General features: G+C 62.3%; 17 protein-coding genes. 9 read left to right on the forward strand and 8 right to left on the reverse strand.

The genetic code is table 11. The features are described 5' to 3' along the window. Positions 1–366: 366 nt before the first annotated feature. From rsmG to rpmH, 8 genes are all read right to left on the reverse strand, one after another. On the reverse strand, positions 367–1,005 hold the full coding sequence (rsmG, locus tag AC6I1W_RS02680; RefSeq protein WP_065672913.1) for a 16S rRNA (guanine(527)-N(7))-methyltransferase RsmG: 639 nt from the start codon (positions 1,003–1,005) through the stop codon (positions 367–369). Positions 1,006–2,602: 1,597 nt separating this feature from the next. Beyond that, positions 2,603–3,631, reverse strand: a complete 1,029-nt coding sequence (locus AC6I1W_RS02685) for an alanine racemase (RefSeq protein ID WP_065672914.1) — start codon at positions 3,629–3,631, stop codon at positions 2,603–2,605. A 1-nt stretch (position 3,632) separates the two neighbouring features. Further along, positions 3,633–4,760 (reverse strand): lipid II:glycine glycyltransferase FemX, encoded by a 1,128-nt coding sequence (locus AC6I1W_RS02690; RefSeq protein WP_337905451.1) that lies wholly within the window; start codon positions 4,758–4,760, stop codon positions 3,633–3,635. Between the two features lie 246 nt (positions 4,761–5,006). Beyond that, complete coding sequence (locus tag AC6I1W_RS02695) at positions 5,007–5,621, reverse strand: Jag family protein (protein ID WP_117188323.1); 615 nt, start codon at positions 5,619–5,621, stop codon at positions 5,007–5,009. Positions 5,622–5,697: 76 nt separating this feature from the next. Then, positions 5,698–6,777, reverse strand: a complete 1,080-nt coding sequence (gene yidC / locus AC6I1W_RS02700; protein WP_016666590.1) for a membrane protein insertase YidC — start codon at positions 6,775–6,777, stop codon at positions 5,698–5,700. Beyond that, the gene (gene yidD, locus AC6I1W_RS02705; protein WP_016666591.1) at positions 6,777–7,250 is read right to left on the reverse strand and encodes a membrane protein insertion efficiency factor YidD; all 474 of its coding nucleotides are present in this window, start codon (positions 7,248–7,250) and stop codon (positions 6,777–6,779) included. Before yidD ends, yidC begins: the two co-directional genes overlap by 1 nt. Next, entirely contained in the window at positions 7,247–7,693 is a 447-nt protein-coding gene (gene rnpA / locus AC6I1W_RS02710) for a ribonuclease P protein component (protein WP_117188321.1), read from the reverse strand. The genes yidD and rnpA overlap by 4 nt, the downstream gene beginning before the upstream one ends. Before the next feature lie 6 nt (positions 7,694–7,699). Beyond that, positions 7,700–7,834: a 50S ribosomal protein L34 gene (rpmH, locus tag AC6I1W_RS02715; RefSeq protein WP_004810058.1), complete on the reverse strand. Its 135-nt coding sequence runs from the start codon at positions 7,832–7,834 to the stop codon at positions 7,700–7,702. Between the two features lie 364 nt (positions 7,835–8,198). Here rpmH and dnaA point away from each other — a divergent pair, with 364 nt between their 5' ends. The 9 genes from dnaA to AC6I1W_RS02760 all read left to right on the forward strand — a co-directional run bounded on the left by dnaA (position 8,199) and on the right by AC6I1W_RS02760 (position 21,046). Further along, positions 8,199–9,707 carry a chromosomal replication initiator protein DnaA gene (gene dnaA / locus AC6I1W_RS02720; protein ID WP_117188319.1) on the forward strand — a complete coding sequence of 503 codons (1,509 nt, stop codon included), beginning with the start codon at positions 8,199–8,201 and terminating at the stop codon, positions 9,705–9,707. Between the two features lie 566 nt (positions 9,708–10,273). Further along, positions 10,274–11,434 carry a DNA polymerase III subunit beta gene (gene dnaN / locus AC6I1W_RS02725; protein ID WP_021108128.1) on the forward strand — a complete coding sequence of 387 codons (1,161 nt, stop codon included), beginning with the start codon at positions 10,274–10,276 and terminating at the stop codon, positions 11,432–11,434. A gap of 142 nt (positions 11,435–11,576) precedes the next feature. Next, positions 11,577–12,230 carry a DUF6226 family protein gene (locus AC6I1W_RS02730; RefSeq protein ID WP_016666596.1) on the forward strand — a complete coding sequence of 218 codons (654 nt, stop codon included), beginning with the start codon at positions 11,577–11,579 and terminating at the stop codon, positions 12,228–12,230. A 58-nt stretch (positions 12,231–12,288) separates the two neighbouring features. Beyond that, positions 12,289–13,473 (forward strand): DNA replication/repair protein RecF, encoded by a 1,185-nt coding sequence (gene recF / locus AC6I1W_RS02735; protein WP_015583543.1) that lies wholly within the window; start codon positions 12,289–12,291, stop codon positions 13,471–13,473. Next, the gene (locus AC6I1W_RS02740) at positions 13,466–14,071 is read left to right on the forward strand and encodes a DciA family protein (protein WP_065672918.1); all 606 of its coding nucleotides are present in this window, start codon (positions 13,466–13,468) and stop codon (positions 14,069–14,071) included. The genes recF and AC6I1W_RS02740 overlap by 8 nt, the downstream gene beginning before the upstream one ends. A gap of 104 nt (positions 14,072–14,175) precedes the next feature. Beyond that, a complete protein-coding gene (gene manA, locus AC6I1W_RS02745) occupies positions 14,176–15,369 on the forward strand; it encodes a mannose-6-phosphate isomerase, class I (RefSeq protein ID WP_117188315.1) in 1,194 nt (397 codons plus the stop codon). A gap of 268 nt (positions 15,370–15,637) precedes the next feature. Beyond that, positions 15,638–17,695, forward strand: coding sequence for a DNA topoisomerase (ATP-hydrolyzing) subunit B (gene gyrB / locus AC6I1W_RS02750; RefSeq protein WP_171048519.1), 2,058 nt, complete (start codon positions 15,638–15,640; stop codon positions 17,693–17,695). A 50-nt stretch (positions 17,696–17,745) separates the two neighbouring features. Next, on the forward strand, positions 17,746–20,421 hold the full coding sequence (gyrA, locus tag AC6I1W_RS02755; protein ID WP_497743518.1) for a DNA gyrase subunit A: 2,676 nt from the start codon (positions 17,746–17,748) through the stop codon (positions 20,419–20,421). Next, positions 20,414–21,046 carry a DUF3566 domain-containing protein gene (locus AC6I1W_RS02760; RefSeq protein WP_016666602.1) on the forward strand — a complete coding sequence of 211 codons (633 nt, stop codon included), beginning with the start codon at positions 20,414–20,416 and terminating at the stop codon, positions 21,044–21,046. The genes gyrA and AC6I1W_RS02760 overlap by 8 nt, the downstream gene beginning before the upstream one ends. The last annotated feature ends 150 nt before the right edge of the window (positions 21,047–21,196 follow it).

Raw genomic sequence — 21,196 nt, forward strand, 5'->3', positions numbered from 1 at the left:
GTCATACACCTACAAACTCCAACTACGTTTGCGGTACCAACTACGCTATGACGGCACTGTCGTTCACATACGGTCCTCGCCGTGAACCCAAATACTGCCATCGTCACTCACACGCCATTGAGTTCACCATCTCTCACCACATAACGGTCACAGTCTGCTAACCAGCACCCGCTCCTGGTGTATCCCGCCACCGCCTCGCGAACCAACGGTCATCCTGATGCCAGCACAGGATGGACAACCTTGACTCAGTTGTCATGAGAGCATTCGGCGACATCCGAGCTGTGATCTCACCTAGTCAGATAGCGATCACGCACACCTTCGTCAGGGATCTCGATTTGGATTCTCGCCCGTGAAGCCTGCGACTCCTCACGCAGATTCAGACCGACGGACGCGCACTGCGCGCGTCACTTCCGACGATGGATCGGCACGAACGAGAAGCACCTCTGCAGACAGATGGCGCTTGGAAAGCTCCTTCTTCGCTTTGGCCACTTCTTCCTCAGCAGACTGCCCCTTCAATGCCAGAAGACAACCAGTCTGTCCGAACAAGCCAGCCGTCCATCCGACAAGGGTCGCCAACTTCGCAACCGCTCGGGACACGACGACGTCAACCGAAATACCTGCATCCTCGGCCCGGTCTCGCACAATCGTCACCCGATCACCCAAGCCAAGCTCATCTACGACTTCGGTCAAAAAGTTGGACCGTCGCAGCATCGGCTCGACGAGGGTCATCTCCAAGTCCGGTCGCAAAACCGCCAGTGGAATACCAGGTAATCCTGCACCACTCCCGACGTCAGCGACTCTCGATCCTTGCGGAATCAGGCTTTCCAAGGCCGCACTGTTGAGGATGTGGCGCTCCCACAATCTGTCGACCTCGCGAGGTCCAATCAATCCCCACTCGACTCCTCGATTAGCCAATATATCGACATATCGTTTAATTGTTTTATAGCTGTCGCCATAAAGTCGTTCGGCTATCGTGTCGTCCGTCACCTCGGTCATGCCAAACATCCTGCCATGTCTGCATACAGTGAGGAGGCTCCCTCATTCACCATTCCTCAGGTACCCCGGTCGCCGCCTTCGGAGTCCTCGCGACCTGCCGATCCCACTGGCGCCAGCCATCACCATGCATGACAAGGCCCATCCCAACCCTCCGGTATCTCGGCCACATGATGTTCTGGGGGTCTTTGTTCCTCTCCTCGAACCTTTCATCGTCCAGATCTCTTCGGACTAAGAACTACCCAATAACGCTGACCCAGCCACCGATGAAACACTGGGCATAGCTGTTGAACCCTGACCGCGCCCATGATCACGTCGACAGGTATCAGGCCACGCATGATCACAAACATTCAGCATCGAATTCGAAGGACATGTGCCGGATAGCTCTCCCCGTCTTCATCCCCTGGCATGTCATCATGGCGCTTCAACATTGACTGCTGTGCCATAGAGGGCGGGGGAGTGGTTGCGAAGCTGTCCACTCCCAAGTGGTATCCATCCCATGATCAACCTGTCAAGCCTAGAGTCGGGCGCGCAACTACAGCAAAGACACTTGGCGAGTGAGGTCCCGTGCACACTCGGGCCCTGTGGGTCCTATGTCGCTCGCAGCCTCCACCCATCAAGGTTCATCTGATTAGTCAGCCGACCAGTCTCCTCACTTGCGAGATACCGTTGGTATTCAATAACTTGTACACAACGCAATTCCAGTCATGTGGTTCAGTGCCCCATTTCGCTAGCTTCGAGCACAAGGCTCCAGCACAACGGAATAATGACCCTAATCTTGAGTCATTAAGACTCAAGTTCTGAATACACCGTCCGTCGATGTGTACGGTCAACATGCAATCTCGCCAGTGTCGTGCCGCCAGCCAACAGCCTCACCACGACATTCTCGAATGCCATTTCGGATATCAGATCGGTTAGATCGTCACGCGATCTCCAGCCTCGAAGGATCAGCAACGCTCAGGCCATGGGCATGACGACAAACTGAGACTCCGCGGGAGGTATAACGGGTCACATACGACTTCCCCCACAACACAGCGCCGACTCATCCACATCCGACTGAAGCAGCACATAATCCAGCAAGACCCCAGGCGTCGAAGTGCGAACGACCGCAGCGGGAGCTTCTACCAGCAATCACGCTTCAGGCCGACGAAACCCTTCACAAGCTCCGATGTTCCACGTGGAACAGTTCCAGCCATATATAGTTTTGTCGATATATGGATTAATAACTATGACGTCGGAAATCCTCGTCCCCAGGCAAGAACCCGCAGTCCACGCATCCGCACCTTTCCCCACCTCTCTCAGGCGTCGCGGACCGGATGGCCAGCAGGACCCTCCGCACGGTCACCACCTACACCGCACGACTAGCAGCGTCACACGCACGCCAACGGATGACAAGAGGGGAGTGACCCCATCACAGATCCGGTTCGAACTCAACATAGGCATCGACAACCACACGCTTCACAAACTCCCGCCAACACAGCTCACACAAAGCCACACAGCCACCAGCCCCCTGCCACTCATGGCTTATCATCACACCGCTCGCAGAGCGCTCAACACTCAGCAGCGCGCAGAGACAGCACACACGCCAGGGACGTGCGGCCCCCGCATATCACTTCACGCGAATCTCATCGAAGGTCGCCGTCGTCATACGGACGTTCACCGGCACCTCGTCGCCAACCTGGGCGGGCTCTCCGGGACCTCCGATGAAGACCATCGAGGAATGCATGTGGGGAGGCTCTGCGAAGACCGGGCGCCGTCCAGCAATGGTGAACGGGCTCGTCACCCGTCCCACCATCTGCTGCAGAGCCTCAGCCCCCGGGATGAGCCATTGCCGCAAGGACCCGGCAGAGATCGGCGCCGACAAGGCAACGCCATGGGCCGTTCCTCCCGATACCACGACAATGTATCCGTCAGCACGGGTCTTGATTCGGTGATAACCAACCGGCGTTCCCTTGGGCAGCCAGTGGATGTCCAGAACCGTTCCCGTCACCCGGTAAGCGTCGACGTCACCCAGCCACAGCCGGGTCCCGACACGCATCCGCACCGGGACGTCGAGTTCCTTCGACAGCGTCTTGTAGTCGTCAAGGCCGAGATGGGAGAACCAGATACCGCGTGAGGCCAACGGATGACGCTTGACGATCCGCGCCATCTCGCGACCTTCATCGAGTGCCGCCCCTGACGGAAGGTGAATCGTCCATCCACGCACGTTCAAACCGTCAAGATCCAGTGCCGCGACTTCATCTGCGCGCACACCGTGGCGATGCATGGAGGTCTCCACCTCGACGAGGATGGGTGCGCCCGGCGCAATCTCACGCACAGCGGCCACGTCTTCAGCCCTCGAGATCGTCGTGATGACCTTGGAATCGCTCAACAGCTCAGTGGCCACCTCGTCACCGGGTCGCCACGGGTTGAGGACGACAACCTCCTTGTCCCAGCCATGCTCACGGACCGACACCACCTCTTGGGCCACGCCAACGGCAATGATGCCGACACCGAGGCGCTGCGACTCCTGCACCGTCAATGCGTGTCCGAATCCGTACCCATTTCCCTTGGTCACAGGCACGATTCCCGGGCAGGAATCAACGAATGCCGCCACGTGACTGTGCCAGCGTTCCGCATCAACAGTGAGTTTGAGCATGTCAGCGTCTCTTCATGTAGAAGTCAAAAGCCTTGTAAAGGATGGGGTTGATCGGCTTGTCCCACTCGCCGGGGAAGGCCACCGCCTGGCCACCGCTGCCCACCTTGAACTGGATAAGTCCGATCTCCGGATCATCAGCACCAACACCGGCGACGATGCCACGCATGTCGTACACAGCGCATCCCGCTTCATTGGCGGTGCGAATCATGGCCCACTGAATGGCGTTGGATCCACGCACCTCACGCTTAGCCGTGGTCGATGCGCCATAGGAGTACCAGGCGTGCTCACCAACGGTGACGAAGGTCGTCGAGGCGACGAGATCTCCTTCATGCTCGGCGAGGAAGACCTTCATGCGACCCTCTTCCTCAGCATTCAGGACGTCCCACATGTGCTCGAAGTACTCCAGCGGACGTCCCGTGAACCCATCACGCTCGGCGGTCTCCAGGTAGACCTCGTGGAATCGCGGCAAGTCTTCACGGGTTCCGAGCTTGACCTCGACGCCAAGCTTGTTGGCTTTCTTGATGTTGCGACGCCACAGCTGATTCATACCCTTGAGGAGCTCGTTCTCAGTCTTCTGAGTGCCATCCTCGTGGCGTAACGGAAGCTGGAAGTTGAACTGCGGCTGTCCGGCGGCGAATCCGTGGCCACTCTCGTCAGTCACCCATCCGCCCTGCTTAAGCACCGACATGACGCGCTCACCCTCAGGGGTCGTGACGTCCGGTTCCACCTCAGTCAGTGAGGTGACGTTGTCGTCGGCGATGGCGTCCTTGATCGTCTTGGTACCCCAGATATGGTGCACGACGGCCGGCCCGATACGCACGGCGAAAGCTTGGCGTTTCTTGACGTGGGCAACCAGGGCGTCAAAGTGCCCGGCGATGTCGTCGCGGGACCAGTCGAGGACCGGTCCTTCCGGCAGATAGGCCAGGTAACGAGGCAGCTTGGGGAGCTTGCGGTAGAGGATCAATCCAACACCGGTGAGCTCGTCACCGTCGTAGAACCCGATCCGTTCACCTCGCCACTCCGACTTCACCCGCGCCCATGCCGGGGTCTGCAAGAAAGAAGCTGACCCTCGGGCCGCAATGAACTCGAGCATGGTAGGGACGGAAATGGGGCGAACGGAAATCGTCACTCTTCCGACTATAACGTCGGAATAATCCCCTCATCAAAGATGACAGCCACGTCTGACGGCTTGATCGGCTCAGCCCCGGGACCACTCCTCACGTCAGCAGGGATGGGCAACCGTGGTCATCTCGGAAAAACGTGGGCAACGTGCAGTGGAAGAAGGTACGGAGACGTAGGGGTCCGTGCACAACGAGAGAGCCCGGCGGGCATCACACCCACCAGGCTCCACGCTTGTGACTCGACTAAGTATGCGTCACTGCTCCTGCGTGATGACCACGTGACGCTTGGGCTCGACACCCTCGGACTCGCTGACGAGCCCCGCGGCCGCAACCGCGTCATGCACGATCTTGCGCTCGAAGGGGTTCATGGGAGCCAGGTGAGCCGGCTCACCGGACTCCTTGACCGACTGAACTGCCTCAGTTGCCAGGGCCACTAGCTCCTTGCGACGCGACTCCCGGTATCCGGCAATGTCGAGCATGAGGCGGGAGCGATGCCCGACCTCGGTCATGACGGCCAAGCGGGACAGCTCTTGCAGGGCCTCCAGAACCTGGCCGTCCTTGCCGACGAGGGTCTGGGAATCCGTGACGATGGAGATGTGGGCTCGCCCGCTCTCCACATAGGTGTCGATGTCACCATCCAGGTCGGCAATGTCGAGGAGCTCCTCGAGGTAGTCGGCGGCAATGTCACCCTCCTCATCCAGAGAGTCACCAGACTGCTCGTCGTCACTCTCTTCATCGTCCTCGTCCTCGACGTCATCCCCTGACTCGAGGTCGACGTCGTCGTCCTCAATCTCCTCGACATCGATATTGCCATGGTTCTCAACCTGATCGACGTCGAGCTCCTCGATGCGCTCGCTGCTCTCGCTCATCGTTGTTCGTTACCTCTCAAAATCAACCAGTCATACTGGTCAGTGGAATGGTTCATGACGGGTCCGGGGCCCGGCCTCACTTCTTGCGTTGGGCTCGCGTCTGCTTGGCCGGCTGCTGACGACGGACGACCTGACGGCCACCACTGGCGTCCTTGCGTACCGTCTGACGGGTGACACCCTGACGGGCAACCATCGGCTTCTCGCCATCCTCAGCAGTTGCCACCGGAGTGGGAGCGACGACCTTGCGGCGACGCTTCTCACGACGGGCACGCTCGATCTCGTCGGGATCCTTACCCTTGGCGATCATGCGCTCACGCCAGTCGATGTAGGCCGGGGTGTTCGGCGTCGGGTTGTTACGAATGAGGATCTCCTGCTGACCGAGAGTCCACAGGTTCGAGGTGCACCAGTAGAGCATGACGCCGATCGGGAAGCTCACACCGGAGAACAGGTACATCAGCGGGAAGAGGTAAATCATCATCTTCTGCTGCTGTGCCATCGGGCCGGTCAGGGACTCCGGCGGCATGTTCTTCCGCATCAGCTGAAGCTGGGTGTAGAACAGCGTCGCCACCATGATGATGATGAGGACCAGGGCGACGACCTGGGTGCCGCCGAAGCCGTCGTTCATCGGCAGGAAGCGACCGGCCAGCTCAGCGCCGAAGAACTTGGCGTGCTGCAGGGACTCCATGAGCCCCGGATTCTCGGTGAAGAAGTGACCGCGGGCGATACCGCGGGAGGCGCCGTCGAGCACGCGGAACAGGGCCAGGAAGATCGGCATCTGCAGCAACACGGGGAGACAGGACGCTGCCGGGTTGACCCCTTCCTCGCGGTAGAGGTTCATCATCTCCTGGCCGGCACGTTCCCGGTCGTCGCCGTACTTCTCCTGGATGGCCTTCATCTTCGGCTGGATGAGCTGCATCGATCGCGCAGAGTTGATCTGCCTGACGAACAGCGGCACCAATAGCAGCCGGATGAAGATCGTCAGACAGACGATGGCCAACGTCCACGACACGCCAGAGTCGCGACCGAACAGTGGCGACCACAGGTAGTGGAAGAGGACGAGCAGGCCGGACACCGCCCAGTACAGCGGCACCATGATGGCGTGACCCATCGCATGGAGGGCGCCGCCCAGGCCGAGTATGACCAGCGGGTTGAGCATCAGTTCTCACCTCGGGTGTGGGAAGGGGTACCCATGTGGGTACTCCCCGGATCGGTGTGTCCGGGGATGGTTCGTGGGACCGATCCGCGATCCCTCGGGTCATCACCCGTCAGGTCATCGGTCGGTTTCTTTGTGGAGCGCGCGAGCTCGGGGTGGAGTTCACGCCATTGCCTCGCCTCGGGGGTGCCCGGCACTGGGTCATACCCGCCGTTGGACCATGGGTTGCATCGCAGAATCCGCCAGATGATCATCGGTGTCGCTCGGAACACTCCGTGCACCTTCAGGGCTCGCAGACCGTAGGCGGAACAGCTCGGCTCATACTTGCAGACGTCTCCGTAAAGCGGCGAGATGAAGGCACGCCAGCCTTTGACGAAGCCAATGGCCAGCCACGTGAGGGGACGAAACCGCCGCAACGTGCCCCACACGCCGCTGCTGTGATCCGGTCGCCGTGCCGGTACCGCTGCAGCCATCATCGAAGTTTCCGCAGTGCCTGGTGCCATGCGCCGTCGAGATCCTTCGCGACTCGACCCGGTTCGGTTGCGGCAGTCGGCAGAGCCCGCACGACGACGACGGTGCCGTCCGCGAGTTCGTCGACGAGGGGACGACACAGGTGCCGCAGGCGCCGCTTCACACGATTGCGGGTGACGGCATTACCCACGGCCTTGGAGACGACAAAACCGACCCGGGGCGCAAGCTCGGATCGGGAAGTGATCGGTCCGTCGGACGCTGATGGACCACCGGTACCACAGTTGTCCACAGTGGCTGTGGACAACTCGGTGATGTCGGTCGGGTCGGGCTGAACCTGTGCACATCGTCCAGCGTGGACGACGAGAGTAGGACGGCCTGATCTGACGCCCCCGCGGACCGCGGCGCGGAAGTCACCGGGACGGTGCATCCGCGACCGGGCGGGCAGCATGGGGACTCAGGCCGACAGCTTAGCGCGACCCTTGCGACGACGAGCGGCGAGGATGCCGCGGCCGGCGCGGGTGCTCATGCGGGAACGGAAACCGTGGTTACGGGCACGACGACGATTGCTGGGCTGGAAAGTGCGCTTCACGGGGATGTTCTCCCTTGTGTCTCGGGGATCACCCGGGGGATCGACACGAGCCGGTCCCATGTGTCCGGGGCGCCCGGATGGGCGCAGGGGAAGTGGACGCTGAAGACAGCGACCGGACAACTGTACGTTGTCGACCCCGTCATCGGCAAACTGACAATCTCGCAACGAGTAGTCATCGAACAACACCCATGAAACCACAGTCATGTAGTCCTCTGACCCGCTTGACAAGCCACTCAAACCGGTTGCGGATGGACCCGTGACTCACTAGCGTTCGACAGTGCGGTGCCCCTCCGGTGCCTTGACACACGGGTTGTGGAAAACTGTGTGGACAACTCTCGACGACTTCTAGGGAACAGGTGGTGGAATGTCCGACACCCCGTTCGGCGACGCCGACCACCCCCGTCCCGCGCCGATCCATCCGGACGCCGTGCTGCCCCCACCGATGAGTTCGCAGCCGGCTGACAGTGATCCCACCGAAGCACTCAACGCGGCCTGGGACGAAATCCTCAAGAAGGTCTCCAAACCCAACCGGGCGTGGTTGTCCAACACCACACCGGTGACGATGCACGGCTCGACCGTCATGATCGCCGTCCCCAACGAGTTCGCCCGTGAACGCGTCGAGTCCAAGATGCGGCATGAGCTCGAGGAACTCCTCTCCGACCAGTTCCACAAGGGCATCCATCTCGCCATCACCATCGACCCCGATCTGGAGTTGGCCCTCGGTGCCCCCGAACATGACGACGAGGAGGAAGAGGCTCCCGTCCCACCGGCCCAATTCGTTCCCAAGGTCACCGTCGGAGCGACTGAACCCTCCACCCAGCCGACCCCCAGTGTCGATGATGACGAGGGCATCCGGCTCAATCCCAAGTACACCTTCGACTCCTTCGTCATCGGCGCTTCCAACCGGTTCGCCCACGCGGCTGCCGTCGCCGTCGCCGAGGCTCCCGGCAAGTCGTACAACCCGCTGCTCGTCTATGGCGGCTCCGGACTGGGCAAGACCCACCTGCTGCACGCCATCGGTCGCTACGTGATGTCGTACTACGACAACGTCAAGGTGAAGTATGTCTCCACCGAGGAACTCACCAACGACTTCATCAACGCCATCGGCACCAACCGCACCAGGGAATTCCGTCGCTCCTACCGCGACGTTGACGTCCTGCTGGTCGACGACATCCAGTTCCTGGAGTCGAAGATCCAGACCCAGGAGGAGTTCTTCCACACCTTCAACACCCTCCACAACGCCCAGAAGCAAATCGTCATGACCTCCGATCGGCCGCCGAAACTGTTGGAGGCCCTCGAGCCCCGCCTGCGCAGCCGATTCGAGTGGGGTCTGTTGACCGACATTCAGCCTCCGGACCTGGAGACCCGAATCGCCATCCTGCGACGCAAGGTTGCGGCCGAGAAGATCGAGGTCGAGCCGGATGTGCTGGAGTTCATCGCCAGCCGCATCCAGACCAACATTCGTGAGCTCGAAGGCGCCCTCATCCGGGTGACGGCCTTCGCCAGCCTCAACCAACAGCCGGTGGACACCTCGCTGGCCGAGGTCGTCCTCAAGGACCTCATTCCGGAGGGACGAGAGACCCCGGTGACTCCCGAGCGAATCATCGCCGAGACGGCCAGCTACTTCGACATTTCCACTGACGACCTGCTGGGCACCTCGCGCGCCCAGACTCTCGTCACTGCTCGCCAGATCGCCATGTATCTGTGTCGTGAACTGACTGATCTCTCGCTGCCCAAGATCGGGGCTGAGTTCGGTGGCAAGGACCACACCACGGTGATGCACGCCGACCGCAAGATCCGCGCTCTCATGGGGGAGCAGCGTCAGATCTTCAACCAGGTCTCCGAGATCACCAACCGCATCAAGCAGTACTGAGCGGCTCTCCACAATTCTGGGCGCCTTCAGGACAGCCCCATCAGCCGTCCCTCCGGTCATGCTGCTGTCTGCCCATTCCCGGCCCGCAACCATCAGCGCAGAACCCATTCCCACCCCAGGCACCGTCGTTGACCCACGCGCGGACGCGTTCATCCCCATCCCCACACTCAGGTGTGGAAAACCAGTGGATAGTCGGGGGACAACCATGGGACAACGTCGGTCGTCCACAGGAACCCCTTCGACACACACATCCGGTCCACGTCGTCATCCACATCACCAAAAACTCTGTGACTACGGGTTTCAGGCATTATCCACAAGATCCACAGCGGTTATGACGATGAAGAAAGGACATACATCTCCATCTCTTAAAAACCTGTGGGTGTGGATTTGGGGACAAGGCCTCCTTCACCGTTGCTCACCCGACGAGATCTACTGACGGAATTTTCCCCGACATCGCCGACCGCACCCTCAACGTTGGCGTCCCGTGGGTGCGATTCGTCCTGTGGCATGGATATGATCGACCTGCAAGCACCATGGGGTGCAAGACGCCAAGTCAAGGGGACGCAGTGAAAATCCGTCTGGAACGCGATGTCATGGCCGAAGCTGTCGCCTGGGCTGCCCGCAGCCTGCCGAACCGGCCGACAGTGCCGATCCTGGCTGGACTGTTCGTACGCGCCGAGGGTGACTCCGTCGTGATGTCTGCCTCCGACAACGAGACCAGCGCCCAGATCACCCTTCCCGCCCAGGTTAACGAGCCCGGCGAATCCCTGGTTTCCGGCAAGCTGCTGGCCGACATTGCGCGCAGCCTGCCCAACAAGCCGGTCCAGATCACCACGGATCCCGCCAAGATGGATCTGGTCTGTGGATCTGCCCGCTTCACCCTGCAGGCCCTGCCGGTCGACGAGTACCCCGATCTGCCGCAGATGCCGGCTGCCACCGGAACCGTTGAGGCCGATGTCTTCTCCCGGGCTGTCGCCCAGGTCGTCGTGGCCGCTGGACGTGACGAGTTGCTGCCGGTCTTCACCGGCGTGCGCGTCGAGATCAACGGCGAGGTCCTCTCCCTGCTGGCCACCGACCGTTACCGCATGGCCCTCAAGGAGATCACCTGGAATCCGGCCGCCACCGACGCCGAGGCCACCGCCCTGGTGCCAGCCAAGGTTATGAACGAGACCGCCCGCTCAATGACCTCCGGTGAGCACGTCACCGTGAACCTCTCCTCGGGCGAGAGCGGCGAGGGCCTGGTTGGCTTCGAGGGTGATGGTGCCAACGGTGTGCGCCGGATGACCACCCGTCTGCTGAGTGGAGAATTCCCCAAGGTTCGTCACCTCATGGACATCAAGGCCACCCGATCGGTGCGCGCTCGTACCGACGAGCTCATCAACTCGGTGCGTCGTGTCTCTCTGGTGGCCGAGCGCAACACCCCGCTGCGCATGGTCATCAATGACGATTCGGTCGCCCTGTCGGCCGCCACCGGTGACCAGGCCCAGGCCTCCGAGGCCATCGAGGCCATCGTTACCAATCACGTTGACGGAGAGCCCTCCATCACGGCGGCTGGATTCAACCCGCACTACCTGTCCGACGCCCTCGGTGCCTTGGACACCCCTTACGTCCACTTCTCCTTCACCGCTCCCGGCAAGCCCTGCCTGGTGACCGGACTCAATGATCTCGACGGCAAGCCGGAGACGGATTACCGCCACGTCATCATGCTCATGAGGCTTCCCTCCTGACCGATCCCACGACACTAATGGGCCTTGTCGACGGGCATGGTCCGACAAGGCTGACTCGTGGAGGTTCCATAGCACTCTGACTTGTGGACCAGGGGCATGGGGTGCTGGATCGTCCAGTCAGTGGGATTGCCACACTGTTGGCATGACAACCATCGCTGACGTCCAGACCGAGGTCGACCGCGTCTTCGATGCCCTCAACGCGCCTTCCTGGCCCGATCCCCACGCTGACAACCAGATAGCGGCCGAGGAGGAGTACAGCAGGGTTACCGATCCACAGCGGTATCGAGCTCTCGTGCTGCGTCTGCAAGCCTGGCAGCAGGCCCTTTCCACCCTGTGCGACGTCGACGTCGACACCATGGCCAAGGGGGAGGACCGGTTGCAGCAGCGTTGGTCAAGCCCGCACGGAAACACCCTGCCGCTGTATGTCTCCGTCGTCACCTTCGACCAGGTTCCCCTCGTCGGGCTATCCGTCACCTCCGACGCCGACCCCTTTGACATCGTCCCCGACTGTGCCTGTGATGCCTGTGACTCCGGGTCGCAAGACCTGTTGGCCGTTCTCGACGACGACATGACGGCCCTCGTCGATGGCAGTCTCGTCTTCATCGTCGCTCCCTCGGAGGCGGATCGATCGGCCTTCCGGCTGGTGGCCACCAGCCGACGCTGTGCGTTGGAGTGGGGAGGAGACGGTCCTGCGCCGTTGTCCGAACCGGAAGCCGTCGTCGATGCCATTCGCAGCGGTGATGATCCACTCCTGCCCGAGGGCTGCGTCGTCCTGCACGGCAGGCCATGGCTGTGAACAACGCGCTCCGGTAGCCTGGTTCGGACGGCCTGACAGCGGTCGGAGGGAGGTCCGGATGTTCGTCGAGCGTCTCGAACTGGTCGATTTCCGCTCCTACGTCCGCGCCGACGTCCCCATGACAGCGGGGGTGACGACCTTCATCGGTTTCAACGGTCAGGGGAAGACCAATCTCGTCGAGGCCGTGGAATACCTGTCCACCCTGTCGTCACACCGCGTCAACAATGACACCCCGCTGGTGAGGCTGGGAGCTCATCAGGCCGTGGTGCGCGGCCGAGTCCGTGCCGGGGCCGAGGATTCCCGCAGTCTGCTCCTCGAGGTCGAGATCAATCCGCGGCGTGCCAATCGGGCACGGATCAATCGCGCTCCACTGACTCGACCTCGCGAGATCCTCGGGGTGTTGCGAACCGTGGTGTTCTCGCCCAATGACCTTGTCATCGTCCGTGGTGATCCGTCAGATCGTCGCACCTTCCTCGACGGGCTGGTGATGACACGATGGCCGCGGATGGCCGGGGTGAAGTCGGACTATGAGCGCGTCCTCAAACAGCGCAATGCTCTGCTCAAGTCCCTGGCTGGGAGGGGACCGTCGGCGGGAGCCGAGATCGGCGCGACCATGGAGATCTGGGACGACGAGTTGGCCACCATCGGTGCCGAGCTCCTGTCAGCTCGCCTCGACACCTTGTCGGCTGTCATGCCACTGACCTCGGCCGCCTACCGTGAGATCGCCCCGGTCAATGACCTGGTGACCGCCTCGTACAAGTCGACCATCGACCTCGACGGACTGTGGTCACCTCCCCAGGAGGGCCAGATCCCCGAGCCCATCGACCGCAAGGAGCTGGCGAACCGATTCCTCGACGCCCTGGCGAAACGGCGAGCCGACGAGCTCATCCGTGGCGTCACCCTCGTCGGTCCACAACGTGACGACATCGTCCTGCACATCGGGGAAATGCCGGCCAAGGGGTATGCCTCCCATGGTGAATCGTGGTCATTGGCGCTGGCCTTGCGGCTGGGGTCCTTCCAGTTGCTGCGGGACGACGGCATCGAGCCTGTTCTCGTCCTCGACGACGTCTTCGCCGAACTTGACGCCACTCGACGTGGACGGCTGGCGTCCTCAGTCATCGAGGCTGATCAGGTCCTGGTGACGGCCGCAGTAGCCTCGGACGTTCCCGAGATCCTGCGCGGGGAGAGGTTCGACGTCGGTGGCGGCCAGGTGCTGCCCCATGAGGGGAGTGACGATGACTGACGGAGTTGATCCGCGCGACCCGGTCATCCCTTCCGACGAGGACCGTCGCCTGGCAGCCGATCATGACGACGAGGGGGTCGACGTCGCCCTGGCCATCGCTCGGGCTTCCCGTGGTGAACCGGCGGGAACCCCGCGTCGTGACGACGCCGGTGAGGTGTTGTTGCCACCACCTCGACGCTCCACGGTGAGGAGACGTCGTCGTTCTCCCAATCCCCCGACATGGTCTGGCCCGGGAAAGGATGCCCGCGACCCGATGGCCCTGGGGGATGCCTTCACCAACCTTGTGAAGTCCAAGGGATGGGGACGTCAGGTCAACCTGCACCTGGTCCTCTCACGCTGGCCAGAACTCGTCGGTCCGACCAATGCTGAGCACTCCCGTCCGGTCAAGTATCAGGGCACGGTCCTGACCGTCCGTACCGAGGCGACGGTGTGGGCGACCTCCTTGCGCACCATCGCGCCACAGCTGGTTGCCGAACTCAATCGTCGGCTGGGCGAGGGGACCGTCACCAGGGTCATCATCGAGGGCCCCACTGCTCCCAGTTGGAAACACGGTTCCAGGTCAGTGCCGGGTCGTGGACCGCGCGACACCTATGGCTGAGATCACTGACCCTTGAGGGCGTCGGCACTGAGCGAAGAACCCGCGAGAATATAGCTCACATGGGGTGATACCCGTAACGTTGTACTCGACCATGAGGAGGTCAGATGCAGCGTTTGGTCGGTGAGGTTCAGCACTACGACTGGGGATCGGATCAGGCAATCCCCGAGATTCTCGGCGAGCAGCCGAATGGACAGCCGTGGGCTGAGTACTGGCTGGGGGCTCACCCCAAGGCTTCGTCAGTTCTGGCCGGCGGCGTCACCTTGGATCAGTGGCTGGCTGACCACCCCGAGGAACTCGGGCGGGCCAGCCGTGACGCCTTTGGTGATCGCTTGCCCTTCCTGCTCAAGATCCTGTCGGCCTCCCATGCCCTGAGTATCCAGGCCCACCCGTCGCGTGAGCAGGCCGAGAGGGGATTCGCCGCTGAGAACGAGGCGGGAGTGGGCCTGGGTGATCCCACTCGCATCTTCCGTGACGACTGGCCGAAGCCCGAGATGATCGTCGCTCTCACGGATTTCGACGCTCTGTGTGGTTTCCGTGACCCGTCCTCCTCCCTGGTTCTGCTATCGGGACTGGGGAAGCTCGACGGACTGGATGAGGTGCTCGCGCCACTGGGCCAGGACGACGGACTGGCCAAGGTCGTCGCGACAGTGCTCTCGGGTGACGAGAAGGTCGTAACCGTCGTGGAAGGAGTCGTGGCAGCCTCTCGCACGTATCTTGAGGAGGGCACTGACGAGGCTGTTCGGGGCCTGGCGCGCACCGCCGTCGAGCTGTCCGAGGACCATCCCGGTGACCCGTCCATCCTCGTCGCCCTGCTCATGAACCGGGTGCGACTGGCACCTGGTCAGCAGATTCACCTAGGAGCCGGCACCATGCATGCCTACCTCGGTGGCACCGGTGTTGAGATCATGGCCAACTCCGACAACGTCCTGCGTGGTGGCCTGACGAGCAAGTACGTCGACGTCGATGCCCTGCTCGACCATGCCATCATGACTCCCGAGCCGTGCGTCGGTGAGTACGCGGTTCAGGTGTCCTCAGGAGTGGGCCTCTACCGCGCCGAGTTCCCGGAATTCCGGTTGTGGGCCCTGCAGGGACACGATGACACTCTCTCGCTTCCGGCTACCGACCTGGGTCGGATTCTCCTCGTCACGGAGGGACAGCTGGTTGCTCACTGCGGCGATGAAGACTGTGAACTGAATCGTGGTCAATCGGCATGGCTGCCGGCGGGCGAGGAGGTGACGGTGACTGGCCAGGGGCGTGGATTCCTGGCGGGCGCCGGGGTTGACGCTGATCGCTCCTGAGCTGACCGAGGTGTGAGAGGCGGTGTACCGCTGCTGACGCCGTGACCCCCATCCCGGACCCCGTGGTCGGGGATGGGGGTCGAATCGCTCACAGACCCTCTCAACGTCCGTCTCGCGGGTTCCGGTGTCCGGTACCGCGCAGGATTGCGGTAACATCGGAGCGTTGGGCTCTCCGTCGGCGCATGACATCCGACGGTGACGCCAACCCCGGAGGTCACCGTGACCTCTGCAGAGACACAGGAGCGCATTGCCCGTGAGCCAGCCCGAGATGCCCGAGTCCGTGACCGACGGGGACACCCCCGAGGACCTTCTCATCGACGCCACCGATCATCCTGACGTCCTCGACTCGGATCTTTCCCCGACGACCGTCGACGGATCCTATGACGCCGGTCAGATCACCGTCCTGGAAGGTCTGGAAGCCGTCCGGAAGCGTCCCGGTATGTACATCGGTTCCACCGGTGAGCGCGGTCTGCACCACTGCGTCTACGAGATCGTCGACAACTCGGTCGACGAGGCGATGGCCGGTTACTGCGACACCATTCAGGTCGAGCTGCTCGACGACAACTGGTGCCAGGTCACCGACAACGGACGTGGTATCCCGGTCAAGGAGCACCCCGTCGAGCACATCCCCACCGTCACCCTGGTGCTGACCAAGCTGCACGCCGGCGGCAAGTTCGGCAACGGCGGCTACAAGGTCTCCGGCGGTCTGCACGGCGTCGGTTCCTCGGTCGTCAACGCCCTGGCCTCCCACTTCATCGTCGAGGTGCGGCGGGACGGCTACCATTGGCGTCAGTCCTTCAGCCTGGGCGAGCCGGACGGCCCGTTGGAGCAGCTCGAGGCCCTTGGCCCTGACGAACACGAGGGCACCACGGTGCGCTTCCAGCCCTCCGACGAGATCTTCGACTCCATCGTCTTCGAATACGAGACCCTGTCGAACCGCTTCCGCGAGATGGCCTTCCTCAACAAGGGGCTGCGGATCATGCTGACTGACCGCCGTGAAGGTCATGTCGACGAGGACGGCAATCCCATCCACGAGGACTTCCTCTACAACGAGGGCCTCAAGGACTACGTCCGCTTCCTCACGGGTACCCGCGACGTCATCAACCCCACCATCATCTCCCTGGAGTCTCATCGTCCCGAAGAGGGCATGGGTCTGGAGATCGCGATGCAGTGGAACACCTCGTACACCACCAGCGTCCACACCTTCGCCAACGCCATCAACACCATCGAGGGTGGCGCCCACGAGGAGGGCTTCCGTGCCGCTCTCACCAACACCGTCAACCGGTGGGGCGAGACCTGGGGACTCATCAAGAAGCGTGAGGACCGCGTCTCCGGTGACGACATCCGCGAGGGACTGACCGCCGTCGTCTCCATCAAGCTCACCGAACCGCAGTTCGAGGGCCAGACGAAGACCAAGCTCGGTAACGCCGAGGCCAAGTCCTTCGTCCAGAAGGCTCTCAACGAGAAGCTCTCCGACTGGTTCGAGGAGAACCCCAACGAGGGCAAGAACATCGTCCGCAAGTCCCAGGCGGCCGCCCAGGCGCGTGTCGCGGCTCGCAAGGCCCGCGACCTGGCCCGTAACCGCAAGGGTTTGCTGGGCTCGACCTCCCTGCCGGGCAAGCTCAAGGACTGCTCCTCGACCAACCCGGAGGAGTGCGAGATCTTCATCGTGGAGGGTGACTCCGCCGGTGGCTCGGCCTCCCAGGGTCGCGACCCGCGGATCCAGGCGATCCTGCCGATGCGAGGCAAGATCCTCAACGTCGAGAAGGCCCGGCTCGACCGCGCGCTGAGCTCGGAGACCATCGAGTCGATCATTAACGCGCTGGGAACCGGCGTCCACGAGGACTTCGATCTGGATAAGTTGCGCTACCACAAGATCATCCTCATGGCTGACGCTGACGTCGACGGCGCGCACATCCGCACCCTGCTGCTGACCCTGCTGTTCCGGTTCATGCGCCCAGTCATCGACGCCGGTCACGTCTACCTGGCCCAGCCGCCGCTGTTCCGGCTACGGTGGACGAACTCTCCTCACGAGTTGGCCTACTCTGACGAGGAGCGTGACCTGCTGCGTCAGGACGGTCTGGCCCATGGCAAGAAGCTGCCTCAGGTCAACCCGATCCAGCGCTACAAGGGTCTGGGCGAGATGGATGCCGAGGACCTGTGGGACACCACCATGGACCCCGACAAGCGTTTGCTGCTCCAGGTGACCCTCGAGGACGCCGCCCTGGCCGACCAGATGTTCTCCATCCTCATGGGTGAGGACGTCGAGCAGCGCCGGTCCTTCATCCAGCGCAATGCCAAGGACGTCCGCTTCCTCGACATCTGAGCACCCCCTCGAACCCTCCCCTCATCCACTGATCATTCAAAGGACACTCCATGGCTGACGATGAGAAGCCCGACGAGCAGAACCAGGCCGACCGTCAAGGACTGGTGACCGGCCGCCACGTCGGGATCCAGCCGGTAGAGATTCGCGACGAGATCCAGAATGCCTACCTCGACTACGCGATGAGCGTCATCGTCGGGCGAGCACTGCCCGACGTGCGCGATGGCCTCAAGCCGGTGCACCGTCGCGTCATCTACGCGATGTATGACGGCGGCTACCGTCCCGACCGCGGCTGGAACAAGTGTTCCCGTGTCGTCGGCGACGTCATGGGCAAGTATCATCCGCACGGCGACTTGGCCATCTATGACACCTTGGTGCGTCTGGCCCAGCCGTGGGCCATGCGCCACAAGCTGGTCCAGGGCCAGGGCAACTTCGGTTCCCAGGGCAATGACGGCGCGGCCGCCATGCGATACACCGAGTGCAAGATGGCTCCGCTGGCCATGGAGATGGTCCGCGACATCGACCAGGACACCGTCGACTTCCAGCCGAATTACGACAACAAGGAGACCGAGCCGGTCGTCCTGCCCGCCCGGTTCCCCAACCTGCTCGTCAACGGGTCCTCGGGCATCGCGGTCGGTATGGCAACCAACATCCCGACCCACAACCTGTGTGAGATCAACGAGGCCGTGCAGTGGTCCCTGACCCACCCCGAGGCCTCCCAGGAGGAGCTGCTTGAGGCGTGCATGGAGCGGATCAAGGGTCCTGACTTCCCTGGTGGCGCGCTCATCGTGGGCCGTCAGGGAATCGAGGACGCCTACCGGACCGGCCGTGGCTCGGTGACGATGCGTGCCGTCATCGACATGGAGGAGGACAAGAAGGGACGCCAGTGCCTGGTCGTCACCGAGTTGCCCTACATGTGCAACCCCGACAACCTCGCAACCAAGATTGCCGACCTGGTGAACTCCGGTCGTATCAACGGCATCGCCGACATTCGTGACGACTCCTCGGCCCGTACCGGTCAGCGTCTGGTCATCGTCCTCAAGAGGGATGCCCAGCCGCGCGTCGTCATGAACAACCTGTACAAGCACACCGCTCTGCAGGACACCTTCGGCTGCAACATGCTGGCCCTGGTGGACAACGTGCCGCGCACCCTGCGTCTGGATCAGTTCATCAGTTACTGGATCGATCATCAGATGGAGGTCATCCGCAGGCGTACCGAGTACCGTCTGGCCCAGGCCGAGAAGGACGCCCACATCCAGCGGGCCCTCGTCAAGGCCCTCGACATGCTCGACGAGGTCATCGCCCTCATCCGTCGCTCCCCGAACACCGAGGCCGCCAGCACCGGCCTGCAGGAGCTGCTCGACATCGACGAGATCCAGGCTCGCGCCATCCTCGACATGCAGCTGCGTCGTCTGGCCGCCTTGGAGCGTCAGAAGATCATCGACCGTCTCGAGGAACTCGAGCGTCTCATCGCCGGGTACAAGGCCATCCTGGCCAGCGAGGATCGTCAGCGCGAGATCATCTCGACCGAGCTCGCCGAGATCGTCGAGAAGTACGGTGACGAGCGTCGCACCCGCATCATCGCGGCTGACGGGGACTTCTCCGAGGAGGACTTCATCCCCGACGACGATGTCGTCGTCACCATCACCCGTGGTGGTTACGCTAAGCGCACTCGCACTGACCTCTACCGCGTGCAGAAGCGCGGTGGCAAGGGTGTTCGCGGTGCCAGCCTGCGTGCTGACGACGAGGTGGCCCAGCTGTTCACGACCACCAACCACCAGTGGATCCTTTTCTTCACGAACATGGGCCGTGTCTACCGCACCAAGGTGTGGCAGCTGCCGGAGGCCGGCCGTGACGCCAAGGGTGGTCACGTCGCCGGACTGCTGAGCTTCCTGCCCGATGAGAAGATCGCGCAGGTCATGACCCTGCGCTCCTACGAGGACGCCGAGTACCTGCTGCTGGCAACCCGTAGGGGCCTGGTCAAGAAGACTGCCCTCAAGGCCTACGACTCCTCCCGTCAGGCCGGCGTCATCGCCATCAACTTCCGTACCGAGGACGACGAGCTCATCGGTGCCGAGCAGTGCTCGGCCGAGGACGACGTCCTGCTCATCAGCCGCAAAGGTCAGGCGATCCGGTTCTCCGCCGGTGATGACCAGTTGCGGCCGATGGGTCGTGCCACCTCCGGCGTGACCGGCATGAAGTTCCGTGGTGACGACGAGCTGCTGTCGATGTCGATCATTCACTCCGACATGCCTGAGGACGACCGCTTCATCTTCACTGCGACCGACGGTGGCTACGCCAAGCGCACCGCCGTCTCGGAGTACCGTCAGCAGGGACGTGGTGGCCTTGGCATCAAGGCCATGGCCCTGAACGAGGAGCGTGGTTCCCTCGTCGGTGGCCTGGTGGTCAGCGAGGCTGACGAGATTATCGCCATCAAGACCTCGGGTCAGATCACACGGTCGGCCGTCTCTGAGGTTCCCGCCAAGGGACGCTCGACGATGGGGGTGAAGTTCGTCTCCGTGCACGGTGACGACGCCGTCTCGATCATCGCGGTGAATCCTGAGCACCAGGTCGAGGAGGACGTCGAGGAAAAGGCTGTGGAAACCGCCGAAGGTGGTGCCACGCAGACCGAATCCGGGGATGTGCTTCCGCAAGGCGATACTGTGGACGACGACCGTACCGTCGATACGGCGGAAAGCGACATGAAGCCGGAGGACAACGGTGAGTGACGAGAAGAAGGTGACGCATCCGGGTCCCGATGATCCAGAGGCGACGCACTGGACTGCCGGTGACGCTCGTCGTACCTTCCAGGAGACGGGCCGGCAGCGCCCCGATCCGCGTCAAGAGTCTGATCGCAAGCGGACGACGGCGTCGACCCCTGCGGTGAAGCGCGCCGACGCGAGAGCGACGAAGTGGGAGAAGGCGCCCAATCAGCCGGATTCCCGTCCCGCCCAGGCGCATCAGCCCGCCCGCGCTGCCAGGCGTACTCGTAAAGCCCGGTTGCGTCTGACGCGTGTTGACCCGTGGTCGGTCATGAAGACCTCCCTGCTCTTCGGTGTCGCCGGTGCCATCATCTTCTTCATCGCAACGTGGATCATCTGGGGCATCATCGGTGCTTCGGGTGCCTTCGACTCGATGAACAAGGTGGTCAACGACCTCATCAGCTCCCCGAGCTCGAACTCGAAGTTCCAGTTGTCCGATTACGTCAACACTGGCCGAGTGTTGGGTCTGACGGCCCTCATCGGTGCCATCAACGCGGTGCTGTTCACAGCCATCTCGACTCTGTTCAGCTTCCTGTACAACTTGGCTGCGGAGATCATGGGTGGTCTGGAGGTGACCCTCGCGGAGGACTGAGGGCCCTGAAAGCGTGGAGAACGTCCCCGGATGGTGCGCATCCGGGGACGTTTTGCGTTGTCAACCGAGTCGTCACATGCCAACCACACGGGTTTGACGAGGACCGCTGCCAATTCCCTTGACACCGGGTTCCTCGTTTGCTTTCATTTA

The organism is Cutibacterium sp. KB22876, from assembly GCF_059728865.1.

What these genes read in the sequence shown, in the direction of transcription:
- rsmG (WP_065672913.1), bottom strand. Translation starts at nt 1,005, where the DNA reads ATGTTTGGCATGACCGAGGTGACGGACGACACGATAGCCGAACGACTT.
- AC6I1W_RS02685 (WP_065672914.1), bottom strand. Translation starts at nt 3,631, where the DNA reads ATGCTCAAACTCACTGTTGATGCGGAACGCTGGCACAGTCACGTGGCG.
- AC6I1W_RS02695 (WP_117188323.1), bottom strand. Translation starts at nt 5,621, where the DNA reads ATGAGCGAGAGCAGCGAGCGCATCGAGGAGCTCGACGTCGATCAGGTT.
- yidC (WP_016666590.1), bottom strand. Translation starts at nt 6,777, where the DNA reads ATGCTCAACCCGCTGGTCATACTCGGCCTGGGCGGCGCCCTCCATGCG.
- yidD (WP_016666591.1), bottom strand. Translation starts at nt 7,250, where the DNA reads ATGATGGCTGCAGCGGTACCGGCACGGCGACCGGATCACAGCAGCGGC.
- rnpA (WP_117188321.1), bottom strand. Translation starts at nt 7,693, where the DNA reads ATGCTGCCCGCCCGGTCGCGGATGCACCGTCCCGGTGACTTCCGCGCC.
- dnaA (WP_117188319.1), top strand. Translation starts at nt 8,199, where the DNA reads ATGTCCGACACCCCGTTCGGCGACGCCGACCACCCCCGTCCCGCGCCG.
- AC6I1W_RS02730 (WP_016666596.1), top strand. Translation starts at nt 11,577, where the DNA reads ATGACAACCATCGCTGACGTCCAGACCGAGGTCGACCGCGTCTTCGAT.
- recF (WP_015583543.1), top strand. Translation starts at nt 12,289, where the DNA reads ATGTTCGTCGAGCGTCTCGAACTGGTCGATTTCCGCTCCTACGTCCGC.
- AC6I1W_RS02740 (WP_065672918.1), top strand. Translation starts at nt 13,466, where the DNA reads ATGACTGACGGAGTTGATCCGCGCGACCCGGTCATCCCTTCCGACGAG.
- manA (WP_117188315.1), top strand. Translation starts at nt 14,176, where the DNA reads ATGCAGCGTTTGGTCGGTGAGGTTCAGCACTACGACTGGGGATCGGAT.
- gyrB (WP_171048519.1), top strand. Translation starts at nt 15,638, where the DNA reads ATGCCCGAGTCCGTGACCGACGGGGACACCCCCGAGGACCTTCTCATC.
- gyrA (WP_497743518.1), top strand. Translation starts at nt 17,746, where the DNA reads ATGGCTGACGATGAGAAGCCCGACGAGCAGAACCAGGCCGACCGTCAA.